The 18767-nt window shown below is 72.5% G+C and carries 17 protein-coding genes; 9 read left to right on the forward strand and 8 right to left on the reverse strand.

From position 1 onward, the window contains the following. Position 1: 1 nt before the first annotated feature. The 3 genes from OG928_RS29000 to OG928_RS29010 are packed head-to-tail and all read right to left on the reverse strand — an operon-like array spanning position 2 to position 4052. Positions 2–991: an ABC transporter permease gene (locus OG928_RS29000; protein WP_406289115.1), complete on the reverse strand. Its 990-nt coding sequence runs from the start codon at positions 989–991 to the stop codon at positions 2–4. Next, positions 988–2559 carry an ABC transporter substrate-binding protein gene (locus tag OG928_RS29005; protein WP_406289116.1) on the reverse strand — a complete coding sequence of 524 codons (1572 nt, stop codon included), beginning with the start codon at positions 2557–2559 and terminating at the stop codon, positions 988–990. Before OG928_RS29005 ends, OG928_RS29000 begins: the two co-directional genes overlap by 4 nt. Then, positions 2556–4052, reverse strand: a complete 1497-nt coding sequence (locus OG928_RS29010) for a serine hydrolase domain-containing protein (RefSeq protein ID WP_406289119.1) — start codon at positions 4050–4052, stop codon at positions 2556–2558. The genes OG928_RS29005 and OG928_RS29010 overlap by 4 nt, the downstream gene beginning before the upstream one ends. A 576-nt stretch (positions 4053–4628) precedes the next feature. Here OG928_RS29010 and OG928_RS29015 point away from each other — a divergent pair. The 4 genes from OG928_RS29015 (at position 4629) to OG928_RS29030 (ending at position 8524) form a co-directional block, all read left to right on the forward strand. Further along, positions 4629–5900 (forward strand): beta-ketoacyl-[acyl-carrier-protein] synthase family protein, encoded by a 1272-nt coding sequence (locus OG928_RS29015; protein ID WP_406289121.1) that lies wholly within the window; start codon positions 4629–4631, stop codon positions 5898–5900. Next, the gene (locus tag OG928_RS29020; protein WP_406289122.1) at positions 5897–7117 is read left to right on the forward strand and encodes a ketosynthase chain-length factor; all 1221 of its coding nucleotides are present in this window, start codon (positions 5897–5899) and stop codon (positions 7115–7117) included. The genes OG928_RS29015 and OG928_RS29020 overlap by 4 nt, the downstream gene beginning before the upstream one ends. Positions 7118–7223: 106 nt before the next feature. Next, complete coding sequence (locus OG928_RS29025) at positions 7224–7490, forward strand: acyl carrier protein (RefSeq protein WP_406289123.1); 267 nt, start codon at positions 7224–7226, stop codon at positions 7488–7490. 98 nt (positions 7491–7588) lie between these two features. Next, positions 7589–8524 carry an aromatase/cyclase gene (locus OG928_RS29030; protein WP_406291280.1) on the forward strand — a complete coding sequence of 312 codons (936 nt, stop codon included), beginning with the start codon at positions 7589–7591 and terminating at the stop codon, positions 8522–8524. A gap of 101 nt (positions 8525–8625) precedes the next feature. Here the strand turns inward: OG928_RS29030 and OG928_RS29035 are convergent, their stop codons facing one another. From OG928_RS29035 to OG928_RS29045, 3 genes are all read right to left on the reverse strand, one after another. Beyond that, positions 8626–9783, reverse strand: a complete 1158-nt coding sequence (locus OG928_RS29035; protein ID WP_406289124.1) for an acyl-CoA dehydrogenase family protein — start codon at positions 9781–9783, stop codon at positions 8626–8628. 2 nt (positions 9784–9785) lie between these two features. Next, positions 9786–10208: a DoxX family protein gene (locus OG928_RS29040; RefSeq protein WP_406289127.1), complete on the reverse strand. Its 423-nt coding sequence runs from the start codon at positions 10206–10208 to the stop codon at positions 9786–9788. A gap of 98 nt (positions 10209–10306) precedes the next feature. Continuing rightward, positions 10307–11290: a DUF6081 family protein gene (locus OG928_RS29045; protein WP_406289128.1), complete on the reverse strand. Its 984-nt coding sequence runs from the start codon at positions 11288–11290 to the stop codon at positions 10307–10309. Positions 11291–11475: 185 nt separating this feature from the next. On the opposite strand from OG928_RS29045, the gene OG928_RS29050 reads away from it, so the two are divergent. Both OG928_RS29050 and OG928_RS29055 read left to right on the forward strand, forming a co-directional pair. Continuing rightward, positions 11476–12369 (forward strand): NmrA/HSCARG family protein, encoded by an 894-nt coding sequence (locus OG928_RS29050; RefSeq protein ID WP_406289130.1) that lies wholly within the window; start codon positions 11476–11478, stop codon positions 12367–12369. Continuing rightward, positions 12366–13568, forward strand: a complete 1203-nt coding sequence (locus OG928_RS29055; RefSeq protein ID WP_406289132.1) for an acyltransferase family protein — start codon at positions 12366–12368, stop codon at positions 13566–13568. The genes OG928_RS29050 and OG928_RS29055 overlap by 4 nt, the downstream gene beginning before the upstream one ends. 186 nt (positions 13569–13754) lie before the next feature. Here OG928_RS29055 and OG928_RS29060 read toward each other — a convergent pair whose 3' ends face one another. Next, on the reverse strand, positions 13755–15278 hold the full coding sequence (locus OG928_RS29060) for an MDR family MFS transporter (RefSeq protein ID WP_406289133.1): 1524 nt from the start codon (positions 15276–15278) through the stop codon (positions 13755–13757). A 66-nt stretch (positions 15279–15344) separates the two neighbouring features. Between OG928_RS29060 and OG928_RS29065 the strand changes: the two genes are divergently transcribed. Beyond that, a complete protein-coding gene (locus OG928_RS29065) occupies positions 15345–16088 on the forward strand; it encodes a TetR/AcrR family transcriptional regulator (RefSeq protein WP_406289136.1) in 744 nt (247 codons plus the stop codon). A gap of 60 nt (positions 16089–16148) precedes the next feature. On the opposite strand, the gene OG928_RS29070 is transcribed toward OG928_RS29065, so the two are convergent. Beyond that, entirely contained in the window at positions 16149–17108 is a 960-nt protein-coding gene (locus OG928_RS29070; protein WP_406289138.1) for a TIGR03619 family F420-dependent LLM class oxidoreductase, read from the reverse strand. A gap of 176 nt (positions 17109–17284) precedes the next feature. On the opposite strand from OG928_RS29070, the gene OG928_RS29075 reads away from it, so the two are divergent. Together OG928_RS29075 and OG928_RS29080 are read left to right on the forward strand one after the other, a co-directional pair. Continuing rightward, positions 17285–18136 (forward strand): SAM-dependent methyltransferase, encoded by an 852-nt coding sequence (locus OG928_RS29075; protein WP_406289139.1) that lies wholly within the window; start codon positions 17285–17287, stop codon positions 18134–18136. Between the two features lie 3 nt (positions 18137–18139). Further along, a complete protein-coding gene (locus tag OG928_RS29080) occupies positions 18140–18712 on the forward strand; it encodes a hypothetical protein (protein ID WP_406289142.1) in 573 nt (190 codons plus the stop codon). Positions 18713–18767: the final 55 nt, after the last annotated feature.

The raw sequence follows: 18767 nt of genomic DNA on the forward strand, positions 1-18767 counted from the left end.
GTCAGCTCCCGCGGATCGTGGACTTGGGATCGGCGAGGGCCACGGCGCAGTCGACGGCGAAGTTGATCAGGAGCGCGGCGGCTCCGTAGACCAGCACGACGCCCTGGACGAGCGGGTAGTCCTTCTGGATGATCGCCTGGACGATGGTCATGCCCAGGCCGGGCCAGGCGAAGACGTTCTCGACCAGGACGGTCCCGGCGAGCAGGCCGCCGAGCAGCAGGCCGCCGAGGGTGAGCGAGGAGGTCAGCAGGTTCGGCAGGGCGTGTCGCAGGTAGACCAGGCGGGCCGGCAGCCGTTTGGCACGGGCGGTACGCATGTAGTCGGCCTCGAACACGCGCAGCGCCTCGACCCGGACGATCCGCGCCAGCGAGGCGATCGGGGCGATGGAGAGCGCGAGCACGGGCAGTACGTAGGAGTCGGGTCCGTCGCGCAGGGCCACGGGGAACCAGCCCAGGGACACGGCGAACACCGACGTCAGCCCGACGGCGAGGAGGAACTCGGGGATGGCCGAGATCGCCCCGGTGGTGCCGATGAAGGCGAGTTCGCCGCGCCGGCGCCGGCCGTTGCGGGTGTACACGGCCGCGGCCATGCCCAGCGGGATGGCGACCAGCATGACCAGGACGAACGCGGCCAGGGCGATCTCCATGGTGGCCGGCAGCCGTTCGCCGATCAGGTCGGACACGGGCATCCGGGTGGTGATCGACTCGCCTAGGTCGCCGTGGAACAGGCCGGTCACGAAGTGCCGGTACTGGGACGGCAGCGAGCGGTCCAGGCCGAGCGCGTGTTCGCGGGTGGCGACCGCCTCGGGGGTGGCGGCGATGCCGAGGGCGCCGCGGACGGGGTCGCCGGGCACGAAGTGGATCATCGCGAAGGACGCGGTGACCAGGGCGGCCAGGGACACCCCGAGTCGGCCGGTGCGGCGGAGCAGGAAGGCGGTCCAGGGACCGGGGCGGGCGCCCGCGATCCGGGCGGTGAGAGTGCTCGTGCTCATCGGCCACCGGTCCGGTGCAGTGAGGAGGGCCTGACGCCGTTGCCGTCGAGCTCGAACGAGTAGCCCTTGGTGTAGTAGGTGGTGGGGATGTTCACGAAGCTGATCACGTCGACCCGCTTGATCAACTCGGCCTCCGCAGCCGTCCATTCGGCGCAGCCGGCGGTGTCGGGCTTGGCCCGCGCGAGATCCAGGAGTCGTCGGTACTCGGGGTTGTCGGTGCTGCCGAAATTGAGCCCCTTCGGGAGCGCGGGCCCGTCGAAGAAGGGGACGTTCTGGTCGGGCAGTGCGACCGAGATCGGCAACCACGCGATGTCCCATTCGCCGGAGCCCAGGGTCGGGACCACCGTGGTCGGGGTCATCGGCTTGCGGGTGACCTTGACGCCGAACGAGCTCAGCTGCTTGGCCGCCAGTTCCACGGCTGCGGTGACCTGGGCGCCCGCGGTGCTCTGGTAGGGCAGAGTGATGGACAGCCGGTGGCCGTCCTTGGACCACTTTCCGCCGGACTTCGTCCAGCCGGCCGCCTTGAGCGTCTCGGCGGCGCGATCGAGGTCGTGCGGCGGCGTGTTGCCGGTGATCGAGTCGCCGGGGCAGGGCTTCACGGACGCTATGCCCAGGGTGGTCGACGGGATGCCTCGGCCGCCGGTGGCCACCGCCCCGATCTGCCGCAGGTCGAGTGCGGCGGTCAGGGCCCAACGCACGCGCGGGTCGGCGGTGGCGTGTCCGGGCGCCTCGTTGAACAGGAGTTGGCCGTGGGGGTCGTTCTGGGTGCGGTTCTTGATTCCCGCGGCCTCGAGCCGGCCGCGGTCGGAGCCGTTGACCCTCGCGATGTCGACCTGGCCGCCCAGGAGCAGGTTGGCGGCGGTGGTCTCGTTGGGGATGATCTTGAAGGTCACCTTGTCGGGGCCGTCCTCCACGCCGTCGCCGTTCGGGCCCCACGTATAGGCGGTGCGCTTCTTGGTGTACGTGTAGTGGTCGTTCGGGACGATGTCGGTGAGCTCGTACGGGCCGGAACCCTGGGACGAACGGTCCATCGAATCGGGCGACTTGAGGCCCTTGGCGCAGGTGAGCGGGAGCATGGAGGCCATCCGCAGCAGGAACGGGGTGGGCTCGCTCGTCTTGAGCGTCACCACCTCGGTGGTGTCGTCGCCGGTGGCGGTGAGACCCTCGGGCACGCTCAGACCCAGCAGCGGCGACTGGTTGGCCGGGTCGGAGATCCAGTTGTACTGGGCCGCGACATCGGACGCGTGCAGCGGGACGCCGTCCCCGCACAGCACGCCCGGCTTGAGGGTGAAGGTGGTGGAGTCGGCGTCGGTGGTCCACGTCTGCGCGACACCGGAGACCAGTTTGCCGTCGACCGTGGTGTGCACCAGCTGGTCGTAGGCGAACCTGTTCATCATGCCCGCGCTGCTGGTCAGGCCCGTGAGTGGGTTCATGTCCCCGGGGTCGGCCGTCAGGGCGATGGTGACGGTGTCGCCGCTTCCCCCGGCGCTGTCGCCCGTGCCGGCGCAGCCGGCGGCGAGCAGTCCGAATACCAGGACGGGCGCGGCCCCGCGTGCGCCCCGTCTCATCGAGCCGGTCCGGTCTCGACGAGATCCGCGGCGGCCTGCTCGGTCCCCGTGGGCGCGCTGCGGCGGGTCGCACGCCCCGCGTGCACGTAGCGGGCCCGGTCCTGGTCGCCGATGAAGGCGTAGACCGTGTGCACCCCGCCCTGCGGGGTGGTGGCGATCAGCGTGCGCTCGTCCAGGGCCACCACCGCGGTGGTGACGGCCGTGTCGTTTCCGACCATCGCGGCCACCGCGCCCCGGGGACGCGTGGTGATGGTGAACCCGTTCTCGGTCTCGGTCTCGACGATGTCGATCATCGCCGCCTCCGAGGAGTAGCGGCCGGTGAAGAAGCGCGGGTCGACCGCCGCGGGGTCGGCGGGCGGGGTGGGCGGTCGCGGCACCTCGATGTCGGCGAGGTCGGCGAACACCTCCCGGACCAGCGCTTGCAGGGCGTACAGGTCGCCGCCGTTGGTGAGGATCGCGATGGAGAGGCCGTGCTCGGGGGCGATCCGCAACATCGCGCGCTGGCCGATGGTGCCGCCGTCGTGGCCGATGACGGGGCCGCCGGGCCAGTCGTACAGGATCCAGCCCAGTCCCCACGACTTGCCCAGGAGGCCCCGGCCGGGCACCGGGATCTGCGGCTCGCACATCGCGCGGGCGGAGGCCTCCGAGAGCAGGCGGGTGCCGTCGGGGAGCAGCCCGAGGGCGGCATGTGCGGCGGCGAACGCGAGCAGCTCCGCGGCGGTGGTGGCCAGGGTCGAGCCGGCCGGCGCGTTGGAGCGGGGCATGGCCCAGGGAGTCTTGACGTGGCCCCCCTCGGGGTCGGGCGCGTGCCCCATCGCCACGCGGTGCAGGATCGCCTCGTCGGGGCTGGTGGCGACCTGTCCGAGGTCGAGCGCCGCGACGACGCGTTCGCGCAGCGCGGCCTCCCAGGTCTGGCCGGTCAAGACCTCGACGACGCGGCCGAGTACGACGTATCCGCTGTTGGCGTAGGAGAACATCTCGCCGGGCGCGTGGATCTGGGGCGCCACGGTGGCCAGGGCGGCGACCAATCGCTCCACGGCGTCGTCGCCGGGGCCGTGGTCCTCGAACACGTCCCCCTCGAAGCCCCCGGTGTGGCACAGCAGTTGACGGATCGTCACGCTCTTCGTGGCGGCCTCGTCGACGACCCGGAACTCGGGCAGGTAGGTGCGCACCGGAGCGTCGAGCTCGATCACGCCCTCGTCGACCAGCTGCATGATCAGGGTCGCGGTCCACACCTTGGTGATGGAGCCGATCTGGAAGATCGAGTCGGTGGTCGCCGGGTACCCGGTCACCGCGTCGAGCACGCCCGTCGCGGCCGTGACGGTCTTGTCCCCCAACCGCACGGCGATGCTCGCGCCGGGGATGTTCGCCTGAGCGGCCAGCTCACCAAGCCGGGCGGTGAGGTGCTCGGAGGTCGGCAGGACGCGGGGCGGGGTCGTTGCGCGCGGGCCGGAACCGGATGGTGCGGCCGTGGTCACATTGGGTAGTCCCATGTGGCACCTCCTCGAAGGGGCGGCGGGGTGTGCCGCAGTGATCGATCACGGTAGGCAGGGCCCGACCGGCCCGAATCGTCGTCGCCGACGAAGAACCGCCACCGAAGCTGTCGGATTCACCGACGCCGTGTCGGGGCGCAGCGGGCGATGCTCTGCGGGTGCTGCGGCCGGGGAGAAGCCCCCGAGTCCTCGGCCGCAGCACCGGGGTCGCCGCGGGCCTCGTCCGGTGGCACCGCGCGGCCCCGGCACGCGAGGGCCGACGCCGACGGCGGACCGTGGGCCGATCCGGCGGCCGGGGCCCTCGCCGCCGATCCCGGCACCCCGATTCCCGCACCTGTACCCGCACTTGTACCTGCGCCCGCGCCCGCGCCTGTTTGTGCCTGGGTCCGCACCTGTTTGTGCCTGCGCCGGCACCTGTACCCGCGCCCGTATCCCGGCGCGGCCGGGGCGAGCCCCACCCGAGCGTGGCTCCAGAGCCGGTCGAGCCGGCACGTCGACTCTGTTGACGGTCCCGGGGACCGGCTCGGCCGGGAAACCCGGTCACGCCCGGGCTTGGCACAGGCGAAGGGAATCACCGTGGGAAAGCGGCGCGTAGTGATCACCGGCATCGGGGTGCGCGCCCCGGGCGGAAACGGCACGAAGGACTTCTGGGAGCTGTTGACCAACGGCCGAACGGCCACGCGCGGAATCTCGTTCTTCGACGCGTCGCCCTTTCGCTCGCGCGTGGCCGGCGAGGTCGACTTCGACGCGCGGGCCGAGGGCTTCGGTCCGCGCGAGATCCGGCGGATGGACCGGGCCACGCAGTTCGCCGTCGCCTGCGCCCGGGACGCGCTCGCCGACAGCGGCCTGCCCCGGGAAGCCCTGCCTCCGGAGCGCGTCGCGGTCGTGCTGGGCTCCGCGGTCGCCTCGGCGACCAGCCTCGAACGCGAATACCTCGTGATGTCGGACAGCGGGCGGGAGTGGCTGGTCGACCACGACCACCTGTCCCCGTACATGTTCGACTACCTCAGCCCCGGGGCGATGCCCGCCGAGGTCGCCTGGGCGGTCGGGGCGGAGGGGCCGGTCACGATGGTGTCCGACGGCTGCACCTCCGGCCTGGACGCGGTCGGGCACGCGGTCCGACTCATCCGCGAGGGCACCGTCGACGCGGCCGTCGCCGGGGCCACCGACACCCCCATCACGCCGATCGTCGTCGCGTGCTTCGACGCCATCAAGGCGACCACCCCGCGCGACGACGACCCGGCCGGGGCGTCCCGGCCCTTCGACGGATCCCGCAACGGCTTCGTGATCGCCGAGGGCGCCGCCATGTTCGTCCTGGAGGAGTACGAGGCGGCACGGGCCCGTCGGGCGCCGATCTACGCGGAGGTCGGCGGGTACGCCTCCCGCTGCAACGCCTACCACATGACCGGACTCAAGACCGACGGCCGCGAGATGGCCGAGGCGATCCGGGTCGCCCTCGACGAGGCCCGCCTGGACCGCACCGCCGTGGACTACGTCAACGCGCACGGCTCCGGCACCAAACAGAACGACCGGCACGAGACGGCCGCGTACAAGCTCAGCCTCGGCGAGCACGCGTACCGGGTCCCGGTCAGTTCGATCAAGTCGATGGTCGGGCACTCGCTCGGCGCGATCGGCTCCATCGAGATCGCGGCCTGCGCCCTGGCGATCAGGCACGGCGTCGTACCCCCCACGGCGAACCTGCACACGCCCGACCCCGAGTGCGACCTCGACTATGTGCCGTTGACCGCCCGGGAGCAGCGGGTGGACACCGTGCTGTCGGTGGGCAGCGGGTTCGGCGGCTTCCAGACCGCGATGGTCCTGCACGAGGCGGAGGTGCGCACCGGATGACCGGGACGGTGATCACCGGCATGTCGGTGGCCGCGCCCATCGGGCTCGGCACGGAGGGCTTCTGGCGGTCCGTCGTCGCCGGCCGCGCCGGCATCGACGCCTTGGACCGCTTCGACGCCTCCGGTTATCCGGCCCGCTTCGCCGGCCAGATCCGCGACTTCGACGCGGCGGAGCACCTCTCCGGCCGGTTGCTGCCGCAGACCGACGTGTCCACGCGGTACGCCCTGGCCGTGGCCGAGTGGGCCCTGGCGGACGCCGAGGTGGGCCCGGACACCCTGCCCGACTACGACATGGGCGTGGTGGTCTCCAGCGCCCAGGGCGGCTTCGACTTCACCCACCGGGAGTTCCACAAGCTCTGGAGCCAGGGCCCCGAGTACGTGAGCGTCTACGAGTCCTTCGCCTGGTTCTACGCCGTCAACACCGGCCAGATCTCGATCCGACACAAGATGCGCGGGCCCAGCGCCGCCCTGGTGGCCGAACAGGCGGGCGGCCTGGACGCGATCGGGCACGCCCGCCGGACCGTGCGCCTGGGCACCAAGCTGGTGCTCGGCGGCGGCGTCGACTCGGCGTTCGACCCGTGGGGCTGGGCCGCGCAACTGGCGGGCGGACGGGTCAGCACCGTGGCCGACCCGGCCCGCGCGTATCTGCCCTTCGACCGGGACGCCTCCGGCCATGTGCCCGGCGAGGGCGGCGCGTTGCTGGTGATCGAGGACGCCGACTCGGCGCGCGAGCGCGGTGCGCGGCGGGTGTACGGCAGCGTCGCCGGCTACGCCTCGACCTTCGACCCCAAGCCGGGCTCGGATCGGCCCGCCGGGCTGCGCCGGGCCGCCGAACTGGCGCTCGCCGACGCCGGATTGGCCGCCTCGGACATCGACGTGGTGTTCGCCGACGGCGCCGGGATCGCGGACCTCGACCGGGTCGAGGCCGAGGCCCTCCGGGACCTGTTCGGCGCCTACGGCGTACCGGTCACCGCGCCGAAGTCGCTCACCGGCCGGATGGCCGCCGGGGGTGGTCCGGTGGATCTCGTCGCCGCGTTGCTGTCCATGCGGGACGGGCTCGTTCCGCACACCGCGCACACCAGGCACGTGCCCGAGGACTACGGCCTCGACCTCGTCCTGGACGAGCCGCGCGTCGCACAGGTGCGCTCGGCGTTGGTCCTCGCGCGCGGCCGCCGCGGTTTCAACTCGGCCGTCGTGCTGACCCATCCGGACTTCTGAGATCCGGTGCGGGCCGCCGCCCGGAACCCCCGGTCTTCCGAGACGCACCCTCTCACCGACCACCCACCCACCCACCCATCGGCAACAGCAGGAGGCACGGCACACCATGGCAGCAGTGATGGACATCGACGCACTCCGCGAGATCCTCGTGGCCTGTGCGGGTGAAGACGAAGCGGTCGACCTCGACGGCGATGTGCTCGACCGCTCCTTCGAGGAGTTGGCCTACGACTCGCTCGCGCTGATCGAGTGCGCGGCCAGGATCAAGCAGCTCTACGGCGTGGAGATTCCCGACGACGCGCTGGTGGACCTCAGGACCCCGCGAGCGCTGCTCGACCTCGTCAACGGGGCGGCGGCGGCCGGCCGGCAGTCATGAGCGGACGGGAGGGCACGAGCCCCGTGAAATCAGCCCGGAAATCACCGCGAACGGCACCCCTGACAGCACCCCCGGAAGCACCCTCGGCAGCACCTCGAATACATCGCACGGAACACTCGCTCGTCGTCGCGGCGCCCGCGAGGGCCGTCTACGACCTGATCGCGAACGTGGCGGCGTGGCCGGCCGTCTTCGGCCCGTGCGTCCATGTGCGACACCTCGACCGCAACCCGCGCGCCGAGCGCTTCGAGATTTGGGCGGATGTGAACGGCCGTGTGGCGCGGTGGACTTCGCGTCGCACCCTGGACCCCGAGCGGCGCTACGTCGCCTTTCGGCAGGAGCACGGCAGCCCGCCGATCGCCTCGATGGGCGGCGGCTGGCTGCTGCGCGAGCTGCCGGGCGGGCACACCGAGGTGGTGCTGCGGCACCGCTTCACCATCGTCGACGACGAACCGGCCGCGTCGGCCGAGGTGTCGCGGGCGCTCGACCGCAACAGCGCGGCCGAACTGGGCGCCCTGGCCCGGATCGCCGAAGCCGGGCCGGCGACCGGGGGGCTGGTCCTCACCTTCAGCGACACGATCGCGCTGGCCTGCTCGGCCGAGGACGCGTACGACTTCGTGAACCGAGCGGACCTGTGGGCCGAGCGCCTGCCGCACGTGGCCAGGACCGAGCTGACCGAGACCGTCCCCGGCATCCAGGAACTGGAGATGGACACCGTCACCGCCGACGGGTCCGCGCACACCACCCGCTCGGTCCGGGTGTGCTCGCGGCCCGGGTGGATCGCGTACAAGCAGCGGACACCCCCGAAGCTGCTGCTCGGCCACAGCGGCCTGTGGACGTTCGACGACGCCGACACCGGGGCCGTGGCCTCGGCCCGGCACACCGTCGTGATCGACCCCGCGGCGGTGCCCGCGGTGCTCGGCGCCGGGGCCGGCCTCGCCGACGCGCGGACCTACATCCGCACGGCGCTCGGGGACAACAGCCGGGCCACGCTGGCCCTGGCGGCCGGCCGACGGCCCGGGACGGTACCGCGCTGAGTCCGGACGAGGACGCGCGAAAGAGGCCCGCCGGGCGGAAACCCGGCGGGCCTCGCACGTGCCCGGCCGCGACGGCGGCACGGCCGGGCCCGTCGGGCGGCTCAGCCGCCGGCCAGTACCTGCCGCGCGTAGGACTCCGCGGCGGTGTCGAAACGCAGCACGATGTGACTGGTCGCCGAGTTGACGTCCCGCCAGTAGCGCTCGAACGGGCTGCCCGAGGTCTGACCGGAGGTCCCCATCGTGCGGAACATCCGGTTGACGGCGGTCGACAGCGTCTCGGACGCCAACGAGCAGTCCCGCGCGCCGCGTGCCGTCAACAGGTCGGTGAAAACACCCTCGTCGGCCACTGCGGCGGCGCGCCGCAGCAGCAGCTCCGCCGCGTCCACCTCGCCCGCGGTCCGGGCGAGCACGTCCCGGAAGGCGACGTCGTCCGCGGCCGAACCGCGGGCGCCCGTACCGGCCTTGGCCGCGTTCCACCGGGTCCACTCGGTGAGCATGCCGCGCGCCGCCCCCAGGACGGGGGTCACGAACGACAGGCCGTTGACCGCCCGCAGCGGCACCCGATGACAGGTCGCCGGCGAGGTGGACCCGGCGCCGTCGAGGACCTGTGCACGTGCGAACGACAGGTGTTCGGGCACGTACGCCCCGTCCAGCACGAGCGTGTTGCTGCCGGTCCCGCGCATCCCCACCGAGAACCAGGTGTCCAGCACGGTGTACGTGGCACGGGGGACCGCGAAGTACCGGGCCTGGGGGGATCCGTCGCCGTTGTGCTCGTCCGCCGGAGCCATCGCGCACAGCAGCGCCCACTGGGAGAAGTCCACCGCGCTGATGTACGACCACTTCCCGGACAACCGCCACCCGCCGGACACCTTCTCGGCCCGGCCGACCGGCATCAACGCCCCGACCAGCAGGGTGTCGGGGCCGTCCGCCCACAGTTCGCGCTGCCCCTCCTCGGGCAGGTGGGCCGCCATCCGGGCCACGGTGGCGCCGAGCGAGGCCACCCAGGCGGTGGCGGTGCACGCTCGGCCGACGGTCGCGACGGCGTCGAGGAGTTCGGTGAAGCCGGCGGCGGCTCCGCCGTAGCGGGTGGGGACGAAGTGGCGGGCGAATCCCGCGTCGACGACCTCGCGTACGACGTCGGGACGCAACCGCCGCTCCCGATCGGCGTCGACGGCGTGCCGGGCCGCCGTCCGCGCGACGTCCCGGGCCCGGGCGAGCAACGGGGTGACACTGTCGAGTTCTTCCACCGTCCGCGTCATGGCTACTCCCCACCGGCCCGCGTCGCGGCCCGGCCGGACGCACCGGTGGCGAACGCGTCGGCCGCGGCGATCGCCAACCCGCCGAGCAGGCTGAGGTTCTTGAAGAACTCGTTGCGCTGGGTGATCCGGCGCGCCGGATCCTGCTGGCGCCAGAAGTCGTGCACGGTCACGGTCGTCGGCACCAGGCACACCGCCAACAGGCCGATGCTGAGCGAGGGCCGAAACCCGGCACCCAGCGCGACGCCGCCGATGAGCATGCCCGCCGCCGTACCGCGGGTCGCCACCCGCGGCAGCGGAACCCCGTGCCGCTCGGCCAACGCGGGCAGCGGCCCGGGGTCGCGCAGCACGCTGTAGCCACCGGTGACGAACCCGGTGGCCAGCAGCGGCCTGGCCAGCCTCCGTAGGGTCTTGTGCGCGGTCTCCATGGATGTCCCATCTCCTGCCCATGCCTCGATGACGGATGCTTGCTCGGTCGCGGTCGCGGTCGCGGTTGCGGTCGCGGTCCCGGTGGGAGGGCGAGGAACTAGGGCGAACCGGGCGCCGGCGCCGTCGTGACGGTGACCCGGCGGACGGTCAGTCGCACGCCCTGGCCCCACAAGCGATGTGCGCGCAGCCCGAGTTCGTCGCGGAACCGCTGCGGCGTGGGGGCTCCGCGCGCGGGATCGAAATATCGCTCGGCGGAGAGCCGGACCAGACCGCGGCCGTCCGGCCCGGCGGCGTCCAGCAGGGTGAACAGGCCGAGACCGAAGGCGAGTTGCCTCGGAACGGCCGACTGCTCGGTGCCACCGTGGTCGATCACCAGGTGTTTCCGAGGGAGCGACAGGTGTCCCAACCGGCCGACGGAGAGCACCTGTTCGCCGTCCACGCTCCAGCGGACCGTGCCCGCGTCGCGATCGAGGCCGATCTCCAGCCGCCGAACCCGGTCGGGGGTGCGGTCGGCGACCGGCACCAGGTAGGAGAACGCGGCCCACCCGGTTCCCGGCCGGGGCAGCCGCTCGTACACCGCGTGGATCCGCCGATTGCTGACGAAGAAGTCGAAGACCAGGCCGGTTTCGCGGTCCAGCGCGAGCAGCGCGCCGGCGCCGAGTCGCGGGTCGGCCTGTGGCTCGGCGACCGCGTCGCCGAAGGGATGGCGCTCCGTGCCGAACACGCGCACGGCCAGTTCCGCCGCGCCCACCAGTTCCCCGCCGCGCGGCGCGTCGAAGCCCGGCAGGCCGGACGAGGCCGTGTGCGCCACCAGGGCACACCACTTCAGGTGGTCGTCCGCGCCGCCGGGCCCGGTCGCGTAGCCGAACGCCGGCGCACCGCCGGCGGTCGTGTCCGGGGGTTCGACCACCAACCCGGAGTCGGTGGCGCGGACCGTCGCATCGCCCAGCGGCAGCGTCCCGACCGGTCTGACCTGCCAATCGGGGCGGGGCCCGGTGGTGCGGAGACCGGCGGATCCGAGCCGGTCGAACAGCGGCCGGCGGACGGCCGTGCCCTGCTCCGTGCGGTGGCTGTCGGGCATGACGGCCGAGCTCCCTTCACCGTGACGGCTGCGGGAACCGAGCGTTTCGGCCCGGGCTCGAACGCGACTCGACACCGGCTAGTGCGTGACCGGGCGTGTCTCCCGGCTTGAGCCCGGTTCCAGCGGGATTCCAGCCGGGGCCGCGACTGTGATCCGCCGGACGACCGATTCGGGAGGGACAGTCCATGACAGGCGGAGAGAACGACGCCGAGCGCTGGGTGCTGGTCATCGGAGCCACCGGCAGGCAGGGCGGTACGGCCGCCCGGCACCTGCTCGATCGCGGCTGGGCGGTGCACGCGTTCGTCCGGGACCCGGACCATCCGCAGGCTCGCGAACTGGCGGCCGAGGGCGCCGAGTTGGTCCAGGGATCGCTCGACGACGCGGACTCCGTGTACGCCGCGACGGCCGGTGCGTACGGGGTCTTCAGCGTCTTCACACCGACGCACGGCAACGGCCTCGACGGCGAGGAACGGCACGCGGCCCTGATCGCCGAGGCGGTCCGCAAGGCCGGCGTGGCGCACGTGGTGCACAGCTCGGTCGGCGGGGTGGAGAATCCCGGCGGCGTCGGCTGGCGGGAGACCAAACTGCGGGTCGAACAGACCATGCGCACGTCCGGGCGGCCGACGACCTTCCTGCGCGCGGTCTACTACATGGAGAACTTCCTTGACCTGCCGCCGGTATCGGATGGCAACGGCGGCTTGGTGCTCAGCCGCGGTCTGCTGCCCGAGACCACCCTCCAGATGATCGCGTCACAGGACATCGGCTGGTTCGTCGCCGACGCCTTCGACGACCCGGAGCACTTCATCGGCCGCGACGTGGAGATCGCCGGCGAGGAGCTGACCGGACCGGAGATCGCCGCGGCCTTCGAACGGCACACCGGGGTGCCGACCCGATTCGAGTCGGTGCCCATCGAGGAGATCGCCCGACAGAACGAGTGGATGGCCAAGACCTTCGTGTGGTTCAACGAGGTCGGCTACACCGCGGACATTCCCGCGCATCGATCCACGCACCCGGAACTGCGCACCTTCGAGGCGTTCCTGCGCGATTCGGGATGGGTTCCGCCGCAGGGTCCCGGATGAGCCCGGACGATCCGGCCGGCCGCCGGAGGGCGCTGCCCTCGCTCACCGGCATGCGCTTCCTGGCCGCCGCCATGGTGTTCTTCTCGCACGCCTTCTTCCAGTTCGTGCCCACCAGTTGGGGATCCGCGGACAAGGGCGTCTCGTTCCTGTGGAGCAAGGCCGGCTCCACCGGGGTGTCGTTCTTCTTCATCCTGAGCGGTTTCGTGCTGACCTGGTCGGCCCGACCGGGTGAGCGCGCCCGGTCCTTCTGGCGCGCCCGAGCCTGCAAGATCTACCCGAACCACCTGGTCACCGCGGCCGCAGCGATCCTGCTCGCGCTGTCCCTGAACGAGACGATGACGACTCGTCAGGTGCTGCCGAACCTCGCGCTCGCGCACACCTGGCTGCCGCGCCTGGACATCCTGAACAGCGTCAACACGGTGAGCTGGTCGCTGGGTTGCGAGGCGTTCTTCTACCTGTCGTTCCCGTTCCTGCTGCGGCTGGTGCTGCGCGTCCCCGGGCGATGGTTGTGGTGGTGGGGTGTGGGCGTCGCGGCCGCCGTGTGGTGCGTGCCGCTGGTGTCCCACGTGTTCCTGGACTCGGGCACGCCGCTCTCCACGCGGATGCCCTATTCGGTGACCCAGCTGTGGTTCGTGTACTTCTTCCCGGTGACCCGGGCGCTGGAGTTCGTCCTGGGCATGTTCGTGGCGCAGTTGGTCGCCCAGGGCAGGTGGCCGCGGATCGGCCTGCTGCCGGCGGGGGCGCTGGTGGTGGGCGCGTACTTCGGGGCGCTGTACATCCCCGGGCAGTACGGCACGGTCGCGGTGACCGTGGTCCCGCTGGCCCTGCTGATCGGGGCCGGTGCCCGGGCCGACCTCGACCGGCGGCCGTCCGCGCTGCGCGGCCCGACGATGTTGTGGCTCGGCGAGGTCTCGTTCGCGCTGTACATGGTGCACGAACTGTTCATCGACCGAGTCGCGTACGAGCTGGACATCACCGCCGCGGACAGCCTGACCCCCTGGCAGGCCGCCGGCCTGGCGCTGCCCGTCCTGGGCGGCGCGCTCGTGTTGGCCTGGCTGCTGAACTCGCTCGTCGAGCGGCCGGTCATGCGCCGGTGGAGCCGCGCCCGCAGGCCGGTACCCGCCGGCCCGCCCGATCCCGGCGTGGTGCCGGGCAAGGGCGCCGCGGTGGCCGAGGACCCGCGGCGACCGGTGCACTGACCGGCGAGCACCCGAACACCCGGCACTGCCAACACCGAACCCCCGACACCGAACCCCCAACACCGAACACCCAACACCGAACACCCGGTACCGAACACCCGGTACCGAAAACCGAGCACAGGGGAGCCGACTGCCGTCGCATGGCGGTCGGCTCCCTCTCCCGTTCGCGGCGCTCCCGCCGGTCTCCTACACGGCGGGAGCGCCGCGGCTGTGCGTATCGGGGCCCGGTGCCGGATCCGCGTCCGCCGACTCGTCGGGGGCCGGCTTCGCCCCGCGCTCCATGGCGGTCATCAACACGGCGGGCAGGATGGCAAGCGCCGATGCCGCCAGCACCCACACGAAGGTCACGCCGAAGCCGGATGCCTGCTCGGAGGCCCGCCCGCCGGCGTCGTCGAGGTGCTGTTGGAGCACCACGACGAACAGGGCCGTCCCCATCGAACCGCCGATCCGTTGCAGCATGTTGAGCTGCGGGGTGGCGTCGTTGACCTGGGATGGGGCCAACGCCCGGAACGCCGCCGTCATGGCGGGCATGCCGGCCATCCCGATCCCGAATCCGCGGGCGACCATCGCCACTCCCAGCAGCCAGTAGGAACTCCCGGCCGAGATGAGCACGAACGGCAGGGTGGCCGCGACGCAGACGACCCCGCCGATGACGGCGGTCAGGCTGCCGATCCGCTCGAAGAGGCGCCCGGCCAGGAACATGCCCACCGCGGCACCGAGCCCCTGCGGAGCCAGCAGCATGCCGGTACGGACCGCGTCCTCGTGCCGGACCACCTGGAAGTACAGCGGCATCAGGATCATGCCGCCGAAGATGGCGGTGCCCATGACGAACGTCGCGAAGGACGCCGCGCCGAACATCCGGTTCCGGTACAGCCGCAGGTCCAGCAGCGGGTGTTCGACCCGCAGCGACCGCAGTACGAACACGGTGGTCAGGGCCAGACCCACCAGGAACGGCAGCAGCACCTCGGCGGAGATCAAGGTGCCCTCCATCCCGGCCCGGGCCAGACCGTAAGTGACGCCCACCACGCCCACCGAGACCAGGAGCAGCCCGGGCACATCGAGCGGCCCGGCCGCCTCGCCCGCGTCGTCACGTGGCAGCAGCCGCACGGCGAGGTACAGCGCCAGGACGCCCACCGGCACATTGATCCAGAAGATCCACTCCCAGCCCGCGTGGTCCAGGAGCAGCCCGCCGACGGTGGGGCCGAACACCGGGGTGAGCACCATCGGTACCCCGATCGCGCTCATCACCCGGGCCAGGCCCTGCGGTCCGGCCGCCCGCACCAGGATCATCTGGCCGACGGGCATCATCAGCCCGCCGCCCACGCCCTGGAGCGTGCGGAAGAGGATCAGCGTTTCGGCCGACGACGCGAACCCGCACAGCGCCGAGGCCACCGTGAAGATCGCGAGCGCCCACGCGTACAGCCGGCGCGGGCCGAAGCGTCGGGCGGCCCACGCGGACACCGGGGTCACCGCGGCGAGGGCCAGCAGGTAGCTCGTCACCACCCACTGGACGGTGTCGAGGGACGCGTCGAAGTCCACCGAGAGATGCCGCAGGGCGACGTTGACGACGGTCGAATCCAGGAAGGCGAGGATCGCGCCCATCAGCACGACCAGCACGGCTCGCCGCGCTTCGCGGGTGAGACCGGGGCGCTGCGGCGCGGCCGGCGCGGCCTCGGCCGGCGGGTCCGCGCGGTCATCGTGTGAAGTCATGCCTTCAGCTTCTCATCCAAAGGGATGGCACTGTCAAACAACTGGATGACTAGTTAGAATGACCGGATGACGGTCAACAAGATCAACCCCGGCGCGGGCACCGGTGCCGACGACCGCGGAGCCGATGCGACGCAGGCCGGCGACGGCCACGATCGCCCGCGGCCCCGGCGGGCGCCCAGGGCCGAGGAGCGCCAACGCGACGCGGAGCGCTCCCGGCGGCTGTTGTTGGACGCGGCGCTCGACGAGTTCGCGTCCCGCGGCCCGGCCGGCGCCCGAGTGCAGGAGATCGCCGAACGGGCGGGCGTCAACAAGCAGTTGATCAACTACTACTTCGGCGGGAAGGACGGCCTCTACCGCGAACTGCACCGCGGTTGGGCGGAGAGCGAGGCGCTCTTCGCGCAGGAGGACACACCCTTGGCCGAGGTCGCGGTCCGCTACCTGGAGCGGGGGCTCGCCGACCCGAGGCCCGCCCGGCTGATGCTCTGGCGCGGGCTCTCGGACGAGGTCCCGGAGGTTCCGGAGGTGGAGGCGGCGGCGATCGACGAGGACGTGGCCGGCCTGCGACGAGCCCGCGAGCGGGGCGAGATCGCCGACGACCTGGACCCGGCCTTCCTGCGGCTGGCCGTGATGGGGATGATCATGGCGCCGATCGTGATGCCGCAGATCGCCGGGCAGGCATCGGGGCTCGATCCGCGATCCGCCGAGTTCCGGGAACGGTACGGCGAGCAGATCCGCCGGCTGGTCCGGCATCTGGGCGGGCCGGTGCCGGAGCAGGATCCCCCGGACCGGGCCGAACCCTCGGCGACGTGAACCGGTCGGCGCGGCGCGGGCGCGGCGGACCCTCGACGGGTGCCGCCCCGCCCGCCCCGACTACCAGAGCCCGTCGGTCAACTCGCGGAAGCGGGCGAGGCGGGCGATCTCGGCGTCCGCGCCACCGGCCCCCCGCCGGTTGGAGAGGGTGAGATGCGTGGCGCCCGCCTGTCGCCAGGTATCCAGGCTCGTCACCCACGCGTCCTCCGGCAGCAGTTGGAGCGCGATCCGCGCCTCCACGCCGAAGGCGTCCACGTCCCGACCGTGCTCGACCACGAGCTCGCGCAACCGTCGAACGACGTCCACTCCCGCCCGCACGTCGCGCATCAGCGGGCCGAACATCTTGTAGCCGTCGGCGATCCGGGCCATCCGGTCCAGCACCACGGGCTTCGGCACACCGCCGCCCGCGAAGTCGCCGCCGCCCATCCACACCGGCACCCGCCGCTCCGGGCGCGGGTTCAGGGCCACGTCGACCAGTTGGATCAGCTTGCCTCGATAGGTGACCGACGGCTCGGTCCACAACAGGCGCAGCACCTCGACCTGCTCCTCGACGAGTTGCCCGCGAGTGGTCGGGTCGACACCGAACGCCTGTACCTCCTCCCGGTTCCAGCCCACGCTCACGCAGAGCCGAAGCCGCCCCTCCGAGAACAGATCGATCTCGGCCGCCTGCTTGGCCGCGAGGCCGGCGGAGCGCAGCGGGAGCAGAACCGAGGGGGCGATCTCGACCCGCGAGGTGAGCGCCGCGACGAACGCGGCCTGGGTGAACGCCTCGTGCCACGGCTCACACGGGGACATGCTCGACGGCCAGTTCGGCGCCCGGGCCGGCAGCACGTGCTCGCCGAAGCCCAGATGGTCGTAGCCGAGATCCTCGAACGCCTGGACGTAGTCCCGGAGTTCGTGCCGGGTGGCGAAGTAGGGCAGGTCGCCGCCGATCCGCAACCGGCGACGCGACCCGAGCCCGGAGACATCCGGTTCGGCGAACCCGACCGGACCGACCGGGCGTTCCTGAGAGCTGGTCACGCGCGAAACCTCCGTGAGTGTGCCGACCCGATTACGCACCGTCCACCCTGGCACCACTGCCTGGAGCCCGGCTACCGCATCCCTCGAACGCCGCCCGGATTCCCGCGTTCCAGCCGGCTTCGAGCCCCCCTCCACCCCCACCCACAACCCTGATCCGCGCCACGAAAGGAGCACGAATGAGCGAGCACGAGGCCCGGACACCCGCATCGGGCGAGGGACCGCTATTGCCTTCGGGCGTCAGCCTGACGGCGGTGGGCATCGCCGCCGGGCGGGCCGCGGAGAGCGAGCGCGAGGAGCGGCTGTTCCACGACCCGTACGCACGGGCCTTCGTCGAGGCGGTCGGCGCGAGCGCGGTGGACGGGATGCGGGACTTCGCGGGTTACGTCGCCGTGCGCACCCGCTTCTTCGACGACTGCCTGGGCGGCGCGGCGGACCGCGGCTGCCGCCAGGTGGTGATCCTGGCCGCGGGCCTGGACACCAGGGCGTTCCGCCTCGACTGGCCCGCCGGGACGAGGGTGTTCGAGCTGGACCTGCCGGACCTGCTGGCCTTCAAGGAGCGCGTGCTGGCCGACCGACAGGCGGTTCCCGCGTGCGCGCGCACGGTGCTGCCGGTCGACCTGCGGGACGACTGGCCCGCGGCGCTGCTGTCCGCCGGATTCGAGCCGGGGGAGCCGACCGCCTGGCTGGTCGAGGGACTGCTGCCCTACCTGGACCGAGCCGGCAACGACGAACTGCTCGACACCGTCGGGCGGTTGTCCGCGCCCGGCAGCGCGTTCGCGATGGACCACATCGACTCGGCCACCAAGCGGCACCGGCTGGCCCGGGTCTCCGACACCCTCGACGACCTGGGGGCGACCTGGAAGTCCACCCTCGACGACCCGGCGGGGTGGCTGAGCGGCCACGGCTGGCAGGTGGCGGACGCGCCCACCGTCGCCGGCCTGGCCGGCCGCTACGGGCGGGGTGCCGCGCTTGCCGCCGAAGCCGGGGGTCGGCCCAGCGGGCTGGCCGCCGCGGTCCGGAAGGGCTGAACCGTGGGCATCCGCACCTCGACGGTCGACCGTGCGCTGGCCTTGACCTGCCGGGTGCACACCGAGCCGCACGGCGACGACCACACCATCGCCTACACCCTGCACTTCGCCGTGTCCGCGCCCCGGACGGCTCGGGTGGGACGGGAGTTCGAGATCGTCCTCGCGCCCGCGCCGATCACCTTCTCCGCCAAGCTCAGCAGCGGCATCGACGACATCGCCCTGTGCTTCCGGATCCCCACGCACGCGCGGGTCGTGCGGCACACACTGACCGGCGGCGAGGCGCTCGGCGAAGCGCCCCCGTACACCGAAGTACTCCCCGGGGGCCGTCTGGTCCTGCGTGCCCCGGGCCCGTTCCGGCCCGAAGTGCAGTTCACGCTCCCGGCCTTGAGCTGGCGCGTGCGCGCCGGCGGGAGCGGCCCGGTGGAGACCGGCCTGGCCGGGACCGACTTCGCCGACCCGGCCTGGAGCTACCGCTGGGCCCGCGCCGCCGACGCGGTGGGCGGCGACGTCACGGGCTTCCCGGACCCCGTCGTGGATCCGTCCGGCACACTCGTCCGGACGGTCCCGACGCTGTGACCGCACCTGCGCTGTGAGACCGCCCCCGGGCCGTGACCGCACCGGGCCGTGACCG

Source organism: Embleya sp. NBC_00896 (assembly GCF_045207785.1).
Lineage (GTDB): Bacteria > Actinomycetota > Actinomycetes > Streptomycetales > Streptomycetaceae > Embleya.